The 14,605-nt window shown below is 49.5% G+C and carries 15 protein-coding genes; 5 read left to right on the top strand and 10 right to left on the bottom strand.

Annotation, left to right across the window (positions count from 1 at the left end):
- Window positions 1-54: 54 nt before the first annotated feature.
- Entirely contained in the window at window positions 55-558 is a 504-nt protein-coding gene (locus ABGI61_RS13355) for a TIGR02444 family protein (protein WP_347601876.1), read from the bottom strand.
- Entirely contained in the window at window positions 551-2,458 is a 1,908-nt protein-coding gene (locus ABGI61_RS13350; protein ID WP_347601874.1) for an ABC transporter ATP-binding protein, read from the bottom strand. The genes ABGI61_RS13355 and ABGI61_RS13350 overlap by 8 nt, the downstream gene beginning before the upstream one ends.
- Before the next feature lie 104 nt (window positions 2,459-2,562).
- Here ABGI61_RS13350 and ABGI61_RS13345 point away from each other — a divergent pair, with 104 nt between their 5' ends.
- The gene (locus ABGI61_RS13345; RefSeq protein WP_040552260.1) at window positions 2,563-2,769 is read left to right on the top strand and encodes a YheV family putative zinc ribbon protein; all 207 of its coding nucleotides are present in this window, start codon (window positions 2,563-2,565) and stop codon (window positions 2,767-2,769) included.
- A gap of 148 nt (window positions 2,770-2,917) precedes the next feature.
- On the opposite strand, the gene ABGI61_RS13340 is transcribed toward ABGI61_RS13345, so the two are convergent.
- Both ABGI61_RS13340 and ABGI61_RS13335 read right to left on the bottom strand, forming a co-directional pair.
- Window positions 2,918-3,145 carry a SlyX family protein gene (locus ABGI61_RS13340; protein WP_008223160.1) on the bottom strand — a complete coding sequence of 76 codons (228 nt, stop codon included), beginning with the start codon at window positions 3,143-3,145 and terminating at the stop codon, window positions 2,918-2,920.
- Window positions 3,132-4,112: a WD40 repeat domain-containing protein gene (locus ABGI61_RS13335; protein WP_347601871.1), complete on the bottom strand. Its 981-nt coding sequence runs from the start codon at window positions 4,110-4,112 to the stop codon at window positions 3,132-3,134. The genes ABGI61_RS13340 and ABGI61_RS13335 overlap by 14 nt, the downstream gene beginning before the upstream one ends.
- 105 nt (window positions 4,113-4,217) lie before the next feature.
- Here ABGI61_RS13335 and fkpA point away from each other — a divergent pair, with 105 nt between their 5' ends.
- Window positions 4,218-4,958: an FKBP-type peptidyl-prolyl cis-trans isomerase gene (gene fkpA, locus ABGI61_RS13330; protein WP_347601869.1), complete on the top strand. Its 741-nt coding sequence runs from the start codon at window positions 4,218-4,220 to the stop codon at window positions 4,956-4,958.
- Window positions 4,959-5,023: 65 nt separating this feature from the next.
- On the opposite strand, the gene rsd is transcribed toward fkpA, so the two are convergent.
- Complete coding sequence (gene rsd, locus ABGI61_RS13325; protein WP_347601867.1) at window positions 5,024-5,509, bottom strand: sigma D regulator; 486 nt, start codon at window positions 5,507-5,509, stop codon at window positions 5,024-5,026.
- Between the two features lie 144 nt (window positions 5,510-5,653).
- Between rsd and nudC the strand changes: the two genes are divergently transcribed.
- The gene (gene nudC, locus ABGI61_RS13320; protein ID WP_347601865.1) at window positions 5,654-6,448 is read left to right on the top strand and encodes an NAD(+) diphosphatase; all 795 of its coding nucleotides are present in this window, start codon (window positions 5,654-5,656) and stop codon (window positions 6,446-6,448) included.
- A 245-nt stretch (window positions 6,449-6,693) separates the two neighbouring features.
- Window positions 6,694-7,773, top strand: coding sequence for a uroporphyrinogen decarboxylase (hemE, locus tag ABGI61_RS13315; RefSeq protein ID WP_347601863.1), 1,080 nt, complete (start codon window positions 6,694-6,696; stop codon window positions 7,771-7,773).
- A gap of 35 nt (window positions 7,774-7,808) precedes the next feature.
- On the opposite strand, the gene ABGI61_RS13310 is transcribed toward hemE, so the two are convergent.
- The 3 genes from ABGI61_RS13310 to ABGI61_RS13300 form a co-directional block, all read right to left on the bottom strand.
- Complete coding sequence (locus tag ABGI61_RS13310) at window positions 7,809-9,173, bottom strand: TonB family protein (protein WP_347601861.1); 1,365 nt, start codon at window positions 9,171-9,173, stop codon at window positions 7,809-7,811.
- Between the two features lie 123 nt (window positions 9,174-9,296).
- Window positions 9,297-10,724, bottom strand: a complete 1,428-nt coding sequence (sthA, locus tag ABGI61_RS13305) for a Si-specific NAD(P)(+) transhydrogenase (protein WP_347601859.1) — start codon at window positions 10,722-10,724, stop codon at window positions 9,297-9,299.
- Window positions 10,725-10,808: 84 nt separating this feature from the next.
- Window positions 10,809-11,927, bottom strand: coding sequence for a fatty acid desaturase (locus tag ABGI61_RS13300; RefSeq protein WP_347601857.1), 1,119 nt, complete (start codon window positions 11,925-11,927; stop codon window positions 10,809-10,811).
- A gap of 99 nt (window positions 11,928-12,026) precedes the next feature.
- Between ABGI61_RS13300 and fabR the strand changes: the two genes are divergently transcribed.
- Window positions 12,027-12,647, top strand: a complete 621-nt coding sequence (fabR, locus tag ABGI61_RS13295) for an HTH-type transcriptional repressor FabR (protein ID WP_347601855.1) — start codon at window positions 12,027-12,029, stop codon at window positions 12,645-12,647.
- Here the strand turns inward: fabR and trmA are convergent.
- A complete protein-coding gene (trmA, locus tag ABGI61_RS13290; RefSeq protein ID WP_347601853.1) occupies window positions 12,644-13,735 on the bottom strand; it encodes a tRNA (uridine(54)-C5)-methyltransferase TrmA in 1,092 nt (363 codons plus the stop codon). The two genes, fabR and trmA, sit on opposite strands and share 4 nt — an antisense overlap.
- Before the next feature lie 131 nt (window positions 13,736-13,866).
- The gene (locus ABGI61_RS13285; protein WP_347601851.1) at window positions 13,867-14,355 is read right to left on the bottom strand and encodes an RNA recognition motif domain-containing protein; all 489 of its coding nucleotides are present in this window, start codon (window positions 14,353-14,355) and stop codon (window positions 13,867-13,869) included.
- Window positions 14,356-14,605 lie beyond the last annotated feature (250 nt).

The following is a 14,605-nucleotide window of genomic DNA, read 5'->3' as shown; positions in this document are numbered from 1 at the left end:
GTTACAACAAGTGTAGGTAAAGTGATATGACCGTTAGCTGATACAGATCAAATCTTAGCGGCGCTCTCGGGCCAATAACGCCAGCTTTTGACGCAGATCAATTAATTGCCCGGCTTCAGCCTTGCTGTCGGCTCCCAGTAATTGCAGATAGTGCTGCAGCAGCGGCGCCGGGCTTGCGGTAAGCTCAGGGCAGTATTGCAGCAGTAGTTGCTGCTCTAAGCGTTCTAATTCCAGCTCTGCGCTAAGTAAATGCTGCTTTAGTTGCTGTTGTTGTGTAGGGTTTAGCGGACTTTGGCTGGCACTGCGGCGTAGCTGGCGCAGTGGTCGGGTAAACTGGCGGCTAAAATTTTCCAGCACAGTGTTTAGCTGCGCTAAGGCACTGGCAGAAAAACTGAGCTGTTGCTGCTCCAGATAACACAGTAGCAGGAGCAGATTGACATTGGCGCCCAGCCGGTCTTGCCAGTCTAAACACAGCGGCTTTATCGCAGGGTATAGCTTAAGGCTAAACTGCCAGAACTGCTCTGCGCCGGGAGCTGCAGGGTAGCGGCTGTTAAGCATGGGTTTGCCAAAACTGAGTGGTTTTTTGCTCCAGCTCGTCTTGTGTCATAAACCAGTCTTCTTCAATGCTGGCGAGGTTTTGGCTGGCGCTGGCCTGTTTCGCTAATAACTCAGTCAGCTCGGCTTTGCGCTTGGCATCATAAATATCCGGGTCTGCCATTTTGCTCTCAATGGCGGCTAGCTCTTGCGTTAGCTTTTCCTGTTGCTGCTCCAGCTTATCTATTTTTTGCTTCAGCGGGCGCAATAGGTTACGCAAGTCGGCTTCTAGGCGCTTTTGATCTTTACGTGGGGTGTTAGCACTTTGCGGCGCCTGCGCGGCCGCGTTGCTGGCGGCCTGACGTGCATCTTGCTGTAACCACTGGTAATAATCGGTCAGGTCGCCGTCAAAAGGCGCTACCTTACCCTGTGCAACTAAATAGAATTCGTCGGTACAGCTGCTAAGCAAATGCCGGTCGTGCGACACAATCACAATAGCACCTTCAAACTCCTGCAGCGCCATCACTATGGCTTCGCGCATATCCAGATCAAGGTGGTTTGTTGGTTCATCCAGTAATAACAGGTTAGGCCGCTGATAGACAATCAGTGCCAGCACTAAGCGGGCCTTTTCACCGCCGGAAAACGGTGCGCAGGGCTCTAAGGCTTTATCGCCATGAAAGCCAAAGCCGCCTAAAAAGTCGCGCAGTTTCTGCTCGGGCACCTGTGGGTCTAGCCGCACTAAGTGCTGCAGCGGCGAGTCCTGCGGTCGCAGTGTTTCCAGCTGATGCTGGGCAAAGTAACCCAGGCTTACGCCATTGGCGAACCAAACCTCACCGCTTTGTGGCGCCATACTGCCGGACAGCAGCTTAATTAGCGTCGATTTACCGGCACCGTTACGGCCCAGTAAACCAATACGGCTACCCGGTAACAGCTGAAATTTAATCTGGCTTAAAATCACTTTATCGCCGTAGCCCGCCTGCACGTTATCCATTTTTAACAGCGGGTTGGGCAGGGCTTTGGGCTCGCGGAAGCTGAAACTAAACGGTGAGTCGACATGCGCCGGGGCCAGCAGTGTCATGCGCTCCAGTGCTTTAATGCGGCTTTGTGCCTGCCGTGCTTTGGTAGCTTGCGCTTTAAAGCGATCGATAAATTTTTGCAGGTGTGCAACCTGGCGTTGTTGCTTGTCAAAATTAGCCTGTTGCTGCGATAACTGCTCGGCGCGCTGGCGCTCGAACTGGCTGTAGTTGCCTTTGTATAGCGTCAGTGTCTGGCGCTCAATATGCACAATGTTGTCGGTTACGGCATCGAGAAAGTCACGGTCGTGGCTGATTAGCAGCAAAGTGCCCTGATAATTGGCTAGATGTTTTTCCAGCCAGAGTACGGCGTCCAAATCGAGGTGGTTGGTGGGTTCGTCCAGCAGCAGTAACTCTGCACGTTGCATCAAAGCGCGCGCCAGGTTAAGCCGCATGCGCCAGCCACCGGAGAAGGATTTTACCGCTTGCTGCTGGGCGTCGCCACTAAAGCCCAGACCATCGAGCAGCACGCCGGCCTTGGCTTCAGCCCGGTAGCCATCCAGCGCCTCAATTTGCAGGTGTACGGCGGCTAAGTCAGTTTCACTGCAATTACTACGCACTTTTAACAGCAGTGGAAACAGCTGCTCGTCGCCTTGCAATACATAATCCATTGCGCTGCAGTCCAGCGCCGGGGTTTCCTGCGCTACGGTAGCAATATGCCAGCTGCCGGGTATGCTAACGCTGCCGGCGTCTGCCTGCAGCTTGTGCTGCAGCAAGGCGAACAAACTGGATTTGCCACAGCCGTTGGCACCAACAATTCCCACCTTTTGGCCCGGAAATACGGTAAGATCGGCGTCTTTAAATAAGCACTGAATGCCACGGCGCAGTTCCACCTGTTGCAGCTGGATCATGTTTTTTCCTGTGTAACTGAATTGGGCTGCTAATTTAACCGTATAAGGCCGACAAACCAAGGCTTGGCGACGAAAATAGCCGCCAGCGCCAACCGGGATGCAAGATGACAAGCCGAAAAAAGAAACGTTTTATTGCCGGTGCCAGCTGCCCGAAATGCAAGGCGGTAGACACCATGATGTTGTTTATTGAAAACAACGTGGAAAAAGTAGAATGCGTAGAATGCGGCCACCAGATGGTGCAGCCCGAAGCGCAAATAGCCAAAGCCAGCCGCGCTGCCGAGCAGGTAATAGGTGTGTTTAAACCGGAATAATGCTCATAAGAAAGAGTTTGGTGAGAACAGGGTTGCCCACGCCAACACGCCGTAAACCCATCCCTGGGGGCTCGATTCGGCCATCCTGGCCTGCAACGGTTGGCTTAGAGCAACCCTATTCTCCCTGGTGGGCTAAGAACGCCATACATTAATAGTGCGGCGGAGGCGGTTCTTCCTCTGGTCGCAATATGCCCTGATCATCCGGCAGGTTACGCAGTTTTTCTGCCAGTAGCATGACCTGCTGCTGCAGGCGATCAATTTTCTTTTGATGCTCCAGCAGTTCATTGCTAAGGCTGTTAACGGTGTCTTCCTGAAATGCCAGTTTGCTCTCCAGCTCGACAATATGTAGCTGCAGATCACGCTCATTTGCGCTCATAGTTAATCTCCCATACTTCGGCTATGCCACTGGAGCTTTCGCTGATTAATTGCTTATCACCCAAAAAAGCCACGGCGTGCACCACGGCACTGGGCGGCCGACTGTCAGCTTTCACCCCCACTTGCCATTGCTGTAACTCGGCACCACTTTGTACATCCCACAGTGCCAGTTTGCGGGTAGGGGCGCCGGTGGCCAGATAGTTGCCATCACTGCTAAAACGCACCGCGCTAAACACCTGCTGACGGGCAATAAACTGTAATTTGCTTACCAGTTGGCCGGTTTGGATATCCCATATTTGGGCTAAGTCCTGGCTGTCGGCGGTAAAGGCATAACGGCCCTTAGGATCAAGCGCTACTTTCGTTACACGGCTGGGGTGGCTAAAGCTGTAAATAATCTGCGCACTTTGCGTATCCCACAAATGTGCTTTGTAATCGTTGCCGCCGGTTAGGGCATAGCGGCCGTTGGGTGACATGGCTACGCTGTTAATGCGCTCGGTATGGCCTAAAAACTCCAGCCGCCGTCCCGATGACAGCGTAATATGCTGCACTCCGCCATCACTTTTGCCAATCAGTAAGTGGGCGCCATTGTCTGACACGGCGACATCACGCACAGTCGCAGTGTCGAGCTTCCAATAACCCTGGTTTTCACCTGTGGCAATATGCCATAAAGCATAGGTTTGCTGGTCGGCAGTCAGCACATGGCTATTGTTATGGCTAATGGCCAGGCTAAACACCAAATTGTCACTGCTGTCCTGGTGTTTCCATTGGTACTTCAGCGCATTGTCGGCCAAGTCCCACAGTGCCACACCGTCCTGAATGGAGGATACCGCAGCAAAGCGGCCGTCATCTGAAATGGCCGCCGCATAGCTACCTTGTGCTACATGGGGAAACTGTTGTACCGGTGGTACCGTGGTAAGTTTTTCGCAGCCTGATAGCAGTAATAGCAGAAAAAACACAGGATATTTCATGTCGGGTGTTAACCTCATCCGCACAAACCGTTAGTATAGGTCAGTTCATTGGACACTATTAAAACATACTTTTGCAGCCTGGCTGCGTAAATCTTGGAGAACCGAATGCGCTTAGTTACCAAAATGTCACTGGTCGCAGTGGCTGTTATCACTCTTGCCGCCTGCCAGAAAGAAGTAGAACAAAAACCTGCTGTGCTGGACACTGATGAAGCCAAACAATCTTACAGCTTGGGCGTTTCTGTTGGTCGCTACCTTGACAGCACGCTGGATGAGTACAGCAAAATGGGCCTGAGCCTGGACAGCGCACTGATTTTACGTGGTGTACAAGACGCTATTGGCGATAAAACAGCCCTGAGTGAAGAAGAAGTGCAGGCGATGATGACTGCTCTGGAAGAGCAGTTCCGTGAAAAACAAGCCGCCATTGCTGACGCTGAAGCTGCTCAGGCCATTGCTGCGGGTAAGGCCTACTTGGAAGAAAATGCGAAGAAAGAAGGCGTTACCGTGACGGAGTCTGGCTTACAGTATGAAGTACTACAAGCAGCTGATGGTGCTAAACCAGCCGCCACTGATACCGTAAAAGTCCATTACACCGGCACCCTGACTGACGGCACCAAGTTTGACAGCTCGTTAGACCGTGGTGAACCGGCGCAGTTTCCATTAAACCGCGTGATCCCAGGTTGGACTGAAGGTGTGCAACTGATGAATGTCGGCTCTAAATTTAAGTTCACTATTCCATCAGAGCTGGCGTATGGCGAGCGCGATATGGGCGTGATTAAGCCAAATAGCGTATTGGTATTTGAAGTAGAACTGTTGGATATCGTAAAAGCAGAAACGGTAGAACAATAATAGCTGCTATTCGCTAAAAAAGCGGCTTAGGCCGCTTTTTTCATAATAAACGTCATGTAAAAAGTCTACGCAGAGACACTGTTATCGCTGTGCTTCTCGTACAGGGTATTAATCAGCTGATCTTCATATTCAAAGCGTTCTTCCAGCGCTTGCCCCAATGCCGACAATTCCCGGTCAAAGGCACCACTACGGCGGGTACTCAAGTGTTCCGCGTATTGATCATTAAAATTCAGTGCTAAATCCGTTGATACGGCAATCTTGGGGTAAAGGCTGTCAGCCAGCTTCCGGCTGTCAGTGCCATTGACCGCACACTCCGACACGATACGCTCATAGACTTCAAAGTGACCGGCAGATAAATAATCGACCAGCACCTGACAAAATTCCTGCACCGCAGCTTGAGGTGGCAAGGCGGTGCGCTTGGTATCGAACGGTGGTAAAGCTGCCAGTTTACAGTAGCTAACGATAAGTTGCTGGCGCTCTTCCAGCCAGTTATCGATGGCAGTTAGTGAGCCACCCCATTTTTTTTGCGCGGTCTGCACCCGGGTGTACATTGCCTTCTCCTTAAGTGCAGCTAACGTGCTGCAGTAACGTCTAATTAAAAGAATTTTGCGCTAAAGATCAACCGTTTTTTTATTGGTCAGCCCAGTAAAGCGCATTATGATGATGCCCATGGCCAAGCAAGCGGCGAAGAGCAGATGATTAAACACAGTGTTTATGTAAAACCACAGCAGCAGGGGTTGTGGTTGATTGTCAACCGTGGCCGCCTCTGGCTGAACGAGCAGCAACAGTTGCCCAAAGGGGCTTATGCCAGTTTGCCGTTATCTGCCACGCCTGAGCAGATTTGTCAGTTGGGAGAGTTTCAAGGTTTACCCGCGTATTTACTGATAAATAACGACCAGATTACCGATGAGAATCGCTGGGTCAGTGCCAGAGCTATACTGCCGGCAGGTGAGCGTTTGTTTGAGTTGGCCGCACGGGCGGTGCAGGTCGCACTTTTTTTACAAACGCACCGCTTTTGTGGTCAGTGTGGCAGTGCGATGAACCTGGTGAACTGGGAACTGGCAACGCTCTGCAGTAAATGTGGCCACCGCTGTTATCCGCGTATCGCACCGTGTGTGCTGGTCGGTATTGCCCATCAGGGCAAAATTCTACTGGCGCGCTCTAGCCGGCATAAAGCCGGTTTCTATTCTATTCTCGCAGGCTTCGTCGAGTCAGCCGAAACCCTGGAACAAGCCGCGGTGCGGGAAGTAAAAGAAGAGGTGGGCATTGATATTTGCAACCTGCGCTATGTTGGCAGCCAGCCATGGCCATTCCCACATTCGTTGATGACGGGTTTTATTGCTGATTACGCCGGCGGTGATATTCGTTGTCAGCCGCATGAAATTGAAGAAGCAGCCTGGTTTAGTGTCGATGATTTGCCTGAGGTGCCACCACTTGAAACCCTGTCAGGACAAATTATTACCCGTTTAGCGCAAATGGCTGTTGAATAGGCAGATGGCACTGCAAAGAAAATAAAAAAGCCACTTAACGTGGCTTAACTAAGGTTTGCGTGGTCCCGTTTAAACGAGCTTCTTACTTGTTATTCTTCACTAGCGCAGCACTGTTATAGCAGAATGAATTTAGCATGACAAGCAATAAGCGGAAAAAAGCTGAACACAGCATTTACCGGTTAAACATAGGCGCAGCGGCGATGGGGTGGTAAAATAATCTCATTTCGCGGACTGACGGATAACTTATGCAATTAAAAAATGATCGCTATCTAAGGGCTTTGTTGAAACAGCCGGTAGACAGAACCCCGGTATGGATGATGCGCCAGGCGGGCCGCTATTTACCAGAATATCGCGCCACACGGGCTCAGGCTGGTGATTTTATGTCGCTGTGTAAAAACCCTGAGCTGGCCTGCGAGGTCACTTTACAGCCGCTACGTCGTTATGCGTTGGATGCCGCTATTCTGTTTAGTGACATTTTAACCATCCCCGATGCGATGGGATTGGGCTTATATTTTGGTGAGGGAGAGGGACCGAAGTTCCAGCGACCCGTTCGCGATTTCATCGATATTGCTAATTTACCCATACCTGATCCAGAGCAAGAGTTGCGGTATGTGATGGATGCGGTGCGCACTATTCGCCGGGAGCTTGCTGGCAGTGTGCCACTGATTGGTTTTTCTGGTAGCCCCTGGACTTTGGCGACCTACATGGTAGAAGGCGGCAGCAGTAAAACCTTCGGCACCATTAAAAAAATGATGTTCTCTGAGCCGGAAGCACTTCACCTGTTGCTGGATAAACTGGCACAGAGCGTTACCTTATATCTGAACGCCCAGATTGCTGCCGGGGCGCAGTCGGTGATGATTTTTGATACCTGGGGTGGCGTGTTAACACCACGCGATTATCAAGAGTTTTCGCTGGGTTATATGCAGCAAATTGTCAACGGCTTAACCCGCGAGGCAGACGGTCGCAAGGTGCCTGTGACCTTGTTCACCAAAAACGGTGGTTTATGGCTTGAGTCTATTGCTAACACCGGTTGCGACGCTCTGGGCCTGGACTGGACTATTAATATAGCGGATGCCAAAGCCCGGGTAGGGCACAAGGTTGCCCTGCAAGGCAATATGGACCCTGCTATTCTGCTAGGCTCACCTGAGCGCATTCGCCAGGAAGTGCAGATGATTCTGGACGGTTTTGGTCAGGGCTCCGGCCATGTGTTTAATTTAGGCCATGGCATAACACCTGATGTCGATCCTGAGCGGGTATCGGTGTTTATTGATGCGGTGCACTCGTTCAGTCGCACTTACCATATGAGTAGCGATATTACCGAGTAATAACAAAAACCCCGGCACTTTGGCCGGGGTTTGTTTTAGTTGTTATCGGTAGCGGCCATCTGGTAATCCGCTAGCAAATCTTCATAGTTTTCAATCGTCCAGTTACGTTTTCTCGCTTCATCTATGGCTTGACGCAACATAGACTCACCACGACCTTGCTGGCCCAACTCAATAAAAGCGACACCCAGGGTAGAGAGTAAATTAGGGTTATTGGCGTCTATAGCACGGCCCTGCTCAGCCAGGCGAATAGCTTTTTGTGGATCGCGCAGTGTTGGGTCATCTGACATGGCCAATAGCGATGCGTATTCGGTAATCGCCGGCATATATTCCTGTAGCGCAGCGACTTCAAGATAGCCAGCGGCTTTACGCGGGTCATAATTAACGTTGTTGCTGTCTAATAGCTCCTGCGCCAACAAATAGGCTGCTTTGGCATCGCCACCGTCGGCTGAGATAGCTAACCAGTTTACGGCTTTATTCTGGTCACGATCGCAGCCATTACCGGTCACCAGACATTGTGCCAGTCGGTACTGCGCCTTCGGAAAACCGTTAATAGCGGCCTGTAGGTACCAGGGCATAGCATCTACGCCACTTACAATACGGTTTTCTGCCAACAGCGCATATAAATACTGATAACGGGCCGACTCTGCTTCAGCAGCTGCCCGAATTGCGTCCAGATACTCGGCATTTTCCCGTTCAAATTTACGTGCTTTGGCACTGAGTGGCGCTTTAATTTGAAAGGTATGTGATTGCATTTCTAATCGAATCGCATCGCCATATAAATCCTTCGGTGGTTCATACTTCCAGTTTTGCACTGCTGCTAGCACATACTCGCTTAAGGCATCCACTGGAAATGATGCTACGACGGTGGCGTTTTCAGTATTACCATCTTCGTTTACATCGTAATGTACTATAGCCCAGGCAGAAACACCGGCACGTTCAAAATAGCTGGGATAAGACGGTTCTGGCGTGCTGATGGCCTTTAATCTCGGGTTGGTAGCGACATAACGGTTTGCGGAGGGGTAAAGGTTGCCATGCAGGGCATTTTTGCCGAACTGATTGTTCAGGCTGGTAAACACCTCCTTGGCTTCTAACCTGGAGCTCACTTTAGAGCGTAATTGCCGGTATTGCTTATCGGCTTGTGGATGTTCTCTCTCGCGGGCAATCAGTGTCCAGGCATAGGCTAAGTTCATATCAGGGTCAACCCCTAAGCCTTCAGCATACATACGTGAGAGCAAAAATTGTGCTTCTAGGTGCCCAAGCTCCGCCAACGTCTCGAGTTGCGGTTTGGCCAGTTCGTACTCCTGCTTTTCGAACAAGGCTTTAGCGGTGGGGAAATCAGCCGCTGCCTGCCATGACATGAATAACCAGGCTAGTGCCAAACCATAACGACGCTGCACCATAAAAACACTCCAACACACTATTGTTTAATTATTATGTAATCGAGTTTACAACGATTTATCAGCCAAAACAAAATTTAATATCAGGCTTGGCGGTAATTAATTTAGTTATTTAATTTCAGCAACTTAATCTTTAAATAGCCGATTTAATCCATTTAATGCAGCAACCCGGTAAGCTTCTGCCATTGTCGGGTAATTAAAGGTGGTATGTACAAAGTACTCGACTGTATTTCCGCCATTCTTTTGCATCATAATGGCTTGTCCGATGTGAATAATCTCTGCCGCCCGTTCGCCAAAACAATGAATGCCGAGAATTTCCAGCGTGTCGCGGTGGAATAACAGCTTTAAACTGCCGGCATTAGTGTTGGCTATCTGTGCTCTGGCCAGATGCTTAAACTGTGCGCGACCCACTTCGTAGGGAATGCGCGCAGCAGTAAGCTCCTGCTCTGTTTTACCCACAGAGCTGATTTCAGGAATGGTGTAAATGCCGGCGGGAATATCGGCGATCAGATGGCCATCGAGGTTACCTTTTACAATGGCCTCGCCGGCTAAACGGCCCTGATCGTAAGCGGCGCTAGCCAGGCTTGGGTAACCAATCACATCACCTACCGCATAAATATTGTCGATGTTGGTTTGGTACTGTTGGTTTACTTTTAGTAAGCCGCGGCCATCTGCCTCTAAACCAACAGCAACCAGATTCAAGCTATCGGTATTGCCGGTGCGGCCATTAGCAAACAAAAAGCAATCGGCTTTCATCTTTTTACCGGACTTTAAATGCAACACTACACCGTCATTTTTACCTTCGATACGATCAAACTCTTCGCCGTGGCGTATTGTCATGCCAGAGTTCCAAAAATGGTAACTCAGGGCGTCCGACATTTCCGCGTCCATAAAAGATAACAGCCGATCGCGGGTATTCACCAGATCGACCCTAACGCCTAAACCGCGGAAGATAGATGCGTATTCACACCCGATAACACCTGCACCATAAATAATGATGTGTTTAGGATCATGCTGTAACGACAGTATGGTGTCTGAGTCGTAGATTCGGCTGTGGTTAAAATCCACCTCGGCCGGGCGATAGGGGCGCGAGCCACAGGCAATAACGATAGTTTGGGCACTCAGCTCGAAGCTACTACCATCTTCACTGGTAACGCTAAGCCGGTGCTTGTCAATAAAGTTTGCTTCACCCTGAATAATCTTAACCAAATTTCGGTCATAAAAACCGCTGCGTAAACGTACTTGCTTGCGGATCACGCCAGCGGCATGTTTTAGTATTTGCGAGAAAGTTAGCTTGGTGTGCTGCTCATCTAAGTGAAAAAGTGGGTTTTCGTTAAACTCAATTAGGCGGCTAACCGAGTGACGTAGTGCCTTAGACGGTATAGTACCCCAATGGGTACAGCCACCTCCGACCGATTGATAGCGCTCTATCGCCGCAACTTTTAAACCGCTTTTTGCCAAATACATCGCAGCACCTTCGCCACCGGGGCCGGTGCCTATAACAATGGCATCATAATCAAAACGGGGTTTGCTGCTGAGTTTTTTCTGGCCCACAATTCAATCTCACTGATTAGCTTACACTTATTTGAGCATATCAGGTCTTGGGCACAAAAAAAGAGACCGAAGTCTCTTTTTCTGTTAGCTAAAGGCGCCGATCAGGCGCTGCCAATGCTGCTGCTGCTGTTGCAGATGCTGTTTAAACTCGCGATAGCTTTGTTTAAAATCGACTGCCTGATACTGCGCCACCAGTTCTTTACGGCGCTGCTGCAACAGCTGTTTTTTCACCTGATAATAATCCTGCATACGCGCCATTAGCAGCTCATATTCCTGCTCTAGCAAACGCAATAACTGTTCGGCATTTGGTTGCTGTTTTACCTTTGCCATCGCGCGTTGTAACTGCATTTTAGCTCTGGCCTGAGCGATGCGCTCTTCGGGTACTGTGCGAAGATTATGGGTTAAGCCAACCCAGGATGCGGTTTTAATTAACCATTTGGTCGGATCAAACTGATACCACTTTATGCCGTTACGATAATCAGATTCGAAAATATGATGGAAATTATGATAGCCCTCGCCATAGGTTAACAGCGCTAACACACCATTATCCCGCGCCGAATTCTGCTCAGTGTAGGGTTGACTACCCCAGATGTGCGCCAGTGAGTTAATAAAGAAGGTAAAATGATGGCTTAATACCAGCCTCAGCACACCGGCTAGCAACAACATACCGAGGATATTGCCGCTGATAAGGCCCAGCAGTAATGGAATGCCAAAGTTAGTGGCAATAGCCAGCCACAGATAATTGCGGTGCTGCCACATCACAATGCGATTTTTTTGTAAATCACGACAATTGTTATAATCGGGCTTTTCTACACCGGGATAGTCGCGCAGCATCCACCCAATGTGGCTATACCAAAAACCACGACCAGCAGAGTAGGGGTCTTTATCGTTGTTATCGACATGTTTGTGGTGCACCCGGTGATCGGCAGACCAGTGGAGTGCACTGTTTTGCAATGCAAAAGCGCCGCCGATAGCGAATAGCCATTGCAACAGCGGGTGAGCATCATAGGTTTTGTGTGCCCACAAGCGGTGGTAGCCGGCGGTAATAGACATACCGCAGTAGCCCAGACATAAAATGGTTGCGATGATTTCAAACCAGCCAAAGCCGACCATTAATGCGTACCAGGGCACCCCGATAACCGCGACCAGCGTCGTGATGGAAAACAGCAGGACATTGGTCCAGATAATAGGGGCTTGTTGCATAAAAACACCGTTTAGCTTACAACTGTTCGCTCATTCTACTGGTCACAATTGCTTGGTCAAGGTATAAAATAGTACTTTTCGGTGAACAGAGAAAATTCCGTGTCCAGAGCAGAGCAAAAAGAGCGTACCCGACGTGCGATTATTAACGCCGCTTTTTCACAGCTTAGTGCAGATAAGAGCTTTGCCAGTTTAAGCTTACGTGAAGTGGCGCGCGAAGCAGGTATAGCACCGACATCGTTTTATCGCCATTTTGCGGATATGGATGAGCTGGGTTTAACACTGGTAGATGAAGCCGGCTTGATGTTACGTCAGTTAATGCGTCAGGCGCGGCAACGGATTGAAAAGAATGGCAGCGTGATTCGCACCTCAGTAGAAACTTTTATGGAGTTTGTTACCGGCAACAGTAATGTGTTCCGGTTGTTGTTGCGCGAACGTTCAGGTACCTCAGCGGCCTTTAGAAGTGCGGTGGCGCGTGAAATTCAGCACTTTGTTGCTGAGCTGGCGGAATATTTGCGTAAAGAAACCACCTGCCCGGACGAGTTAGCCAGAGCACAAGCCGAGGCCATGGTTACCCTGGTGTTTCATACCGGCGCAGATGCACTGGATGCACCGGCATCACAATATGCTTATTTAACCAGCCGCACCATTACACAGCTGCGCTGGCTGGCACATGGTGCCGCCAGCTATGGCCGTAAACCAAAAGAACAAGGCCCGCTTTAACCGCGTTTTCTTAGCCAGACACCAGTTTCAATGTGATGGGTATAAGGAAACTGGTCAAACACTGCCAGCTGCGCAATATAATGACTATGACTCAGCTGTTTTAAGTTTTCTGCCAGAGTCAGTGGGTTACAAGAAATATAAATAATGTCATTAAACCGGCTGACCAGCTGCTCTGTGTCGTTATCTAAACCTGCACGGGGTGGGTCCACCAGTACGGTATCAAGCTGCATGCCGGTTAAATCAATATGCTTTAATGCGTTACCTTGTGCCAAAGCGGCAGATACATCTTCAGCAGACATCTGCAGAACCTGCAAATTAGCTACGTTATTAAGTGCAATATTGTATTGGGCTGATTTAATGGAAGTGCGGGATATTTCCGTTGCCACCACCTGATCAAAACAAGCTGCCAGGGCTATCGAAAAATTACCATTGCCACAATACAGTTCAAGTAGGTCATTACTTAGGTTTCCGGCTAGCGCTTTTGCCCAGCCCAACATATGCCGGTTTACTTCGCCATTGGGCTGAGTAAAGCTACCTTCTACCTGCTGATACTGCAAAGTTTTGCCGTCAAGTTCGAACTGCTCGGTAACATAATCATGCGTTACCATTAGCTTTTGCTTGCGTGAGCGGCCGATAAACTTAACGTTATACTGTCCTGCCAGTGCTTCAGTCAGCAGGCGAGCCTGCTCTAACCAGCTATTCGTCAGGGGGCGCTTGTAAATAAGCGATACCAATAACTCTCCAGATAAGGTCGCCAGATAATCTACCTGATACAGCTTGTAACGCAGCTCGTGGTTAAACTGAATATGTTGTAGCAGCACTGGCATAAAATCAGCAATGGTGCGACAGGCGACCGGGAAGTAATCTACTCTAACTTTGTCTCGGCTTTGTGGGTCGAACATTGCATGATAAATATCATCGCCGTTGTGCCAAATACGAAACTCAGCGCGCAATCGATAGTGCGCAGGACTGGAGCTAAATACTTGCGGTGCTGGCGGGTTGAATTCTGCCAGTAGCTGTTGTACCTGACTAACTTTGCTCTCTAGCTGCTCTTTATACTGTTCGGGAAAAACCTGACCTACACTCATTCAATACTCGGTATCGGCAAAACGGTTATTTTAAGCCAGACAGTCTTCGCAGCCAACCCGAAACCGTTTTATAGCCGTAAAAACAACACAGGGAGACTGAAGTCTCCCTGTTTGAGCCTAACTATAATTAACTACTCTTCGCTGTCGTCGTTCTCCTGCCGCTCTTTGGCCTCGCGTACTTTTAATGTGCGCTCCTGAAAATTGAAGTCATTCAATTTCTGGATCATCTTGTTACTGTCTTTCGCGGCAACTTCGACAAAACCAAAACCACGGCGGCGGCCGGTTTGACGGTCTTTCATCAGACGAACATTAACGACGGCGCCAAAGCGTTGGAACAGCTCTTTTACTGCATCTTCATTAGCACGATAAGGTAGATTGCCAACATACAAGGTTACGGTTTCACCTTTATATGTAGCTGCGGGTGAGGGGACGGCAGCTGACTCAACAGCACTGCCCTTCACATCTATTAATACAGGCACCAAAATACCTGACAGCAATACACCAATGACAACGAACACTTGCTGAGTAAGGCCCAGTGTGGGCAGAAAGGTAAACGCAAGATAAGCCAACACGGCCAACGCCAGTGTATACGGCAAAGAAGCACGTAAAGTGGGTAACATAATAATATCCTAAGCACTTATTCTATTTATCGGACTGCTTTTTCGCTAAAGCAGCCTTATCTTAGCGGCTAGGCAATAAAGAGCAACTATTAAGCTGAGAGTATTTCGGCTGTTATTGTTGCTAAATTGCACGAAAAGTTGAATTAGTAAGCAATCGCACACCTAAAGCCAATTTTTCACACTTAACCGCTTGCACGTGTTTTAAAACGCCCTATAATGCGCGCCATGCCACGGGGCGCTGCGGTTTGGG

Source organism: Rheinheimera fenheensis (assembly GCF_039871805.1).
GTDB lineage: Bacteria > Pseudomonadota > Gammaproteobacteria > Enterobacterales > Alteromonadaceae > Alishewanella > Alishewanella fenheensis.
The sequence above is the reverse complement of the archived record's forward strand: the minus strand, read 5'-3'. Positions and strand labels throughout refer to the sequence as shown.

What these genes read in the sequence shown, in the direction of transcription:
- ABGI61_RS13355 (WP_347601876.1), bottom strand. Translation starts at nt 558, where the DNA reads ATGCTTAACAGCCGCTACCCTGCAGCTCCCGGCGCAGAGCAGTTCTGG.
- ABGI61_RS13350 (WP_347601874.1), bottom strand. Translation starts at nt 2,458, where the DNA reads ATGATCCAGCTGCAACAGGTGGAACTGCGCCGTGGCATTCAGTGCTTA.
- ABGI61_RS13345 (WP_040552260.1), top strand. Translation starts at nt 2,563, where the DNA reads ATGACAAGCCGAAAAAAGAAACGTTTTATTGCCGGTGCCAGCTGCCCG.
- ABGI61_RS13340 (WP_008223160.1), bottom strand. Translation starts at nt 3,145, where the DNA reads ATGAGCGCAAATGAGCGTGATCTGCAGCTACATATTGTCGAGCTGGAG.
- ABGI61_RS13335 (WP_347601871.1), bottom strand. Translation starts at nt 4,112, where the DNA reads ATGAAATATCCTGTGTTTTTTCTGCTATTACTGCTATCAGGCTGCGAA.
- fkpA (WP_347601869.1), top strand. Translation starts at nt 4,218, where the DNA reads ATGCGCTTAGTTACCAAAATGTCACTGGTCGCAGTGGCTGTTATCACT.
- rsd (WP_347601867.1), bottom strand. Translation starts at nt 5,509, where the DNA reads ATGTACACCCGGGTGCAGACCGCGCAAAAAAAATGGGGTGGCTCACTA.
- nudC (WP_347601865.1), top strand. Translation starts at nt 5,654, where the DNA reads ATGATTAAACACAGTGTTTATGTAAAACCACAGCAGCAGGGGTTGTGG.
- hemE (WP_347601863.1), top strand. Translation starts at nt 6,694, where the DNA reads ATGCAATTAAAAAATGATCGCTATCTAAGGGCTTTGTTGAAACAGCCG.
- ABGI61_RS13310 (WP_347601861.1), bottom strand. Translation starts at nt 9,173, where the DNA reads ATGGTGCAGCGTCGTTATGGTTTGGCACTAGCCTGGTTATTCATGTCA.
- ABGI61_RS13300 (WP_347601857.1), bottom strand. Translation starts at nt 11,927, where the DNA reads ATGCAACAAGCCCCTATTATCTGGACCAATGTCCTGCTGTTTTCCATC.
- trmA (WP_347601853.1), bottom strand. Translation starts at nt 13,735, where the DNA reads ATGAGTGTAGGTCAGGTTTTTCCCGAACAGTATAAAGAGCAGCTAGAG.
- ABGI61_RS13285 (WP_347601851.1), bottom strand. Translation starts at nt 14,355, where the DNA reads ATGTTACCCACTTTACGTGCTTCTTTGCCGTATACACTGGCGTTGGCC.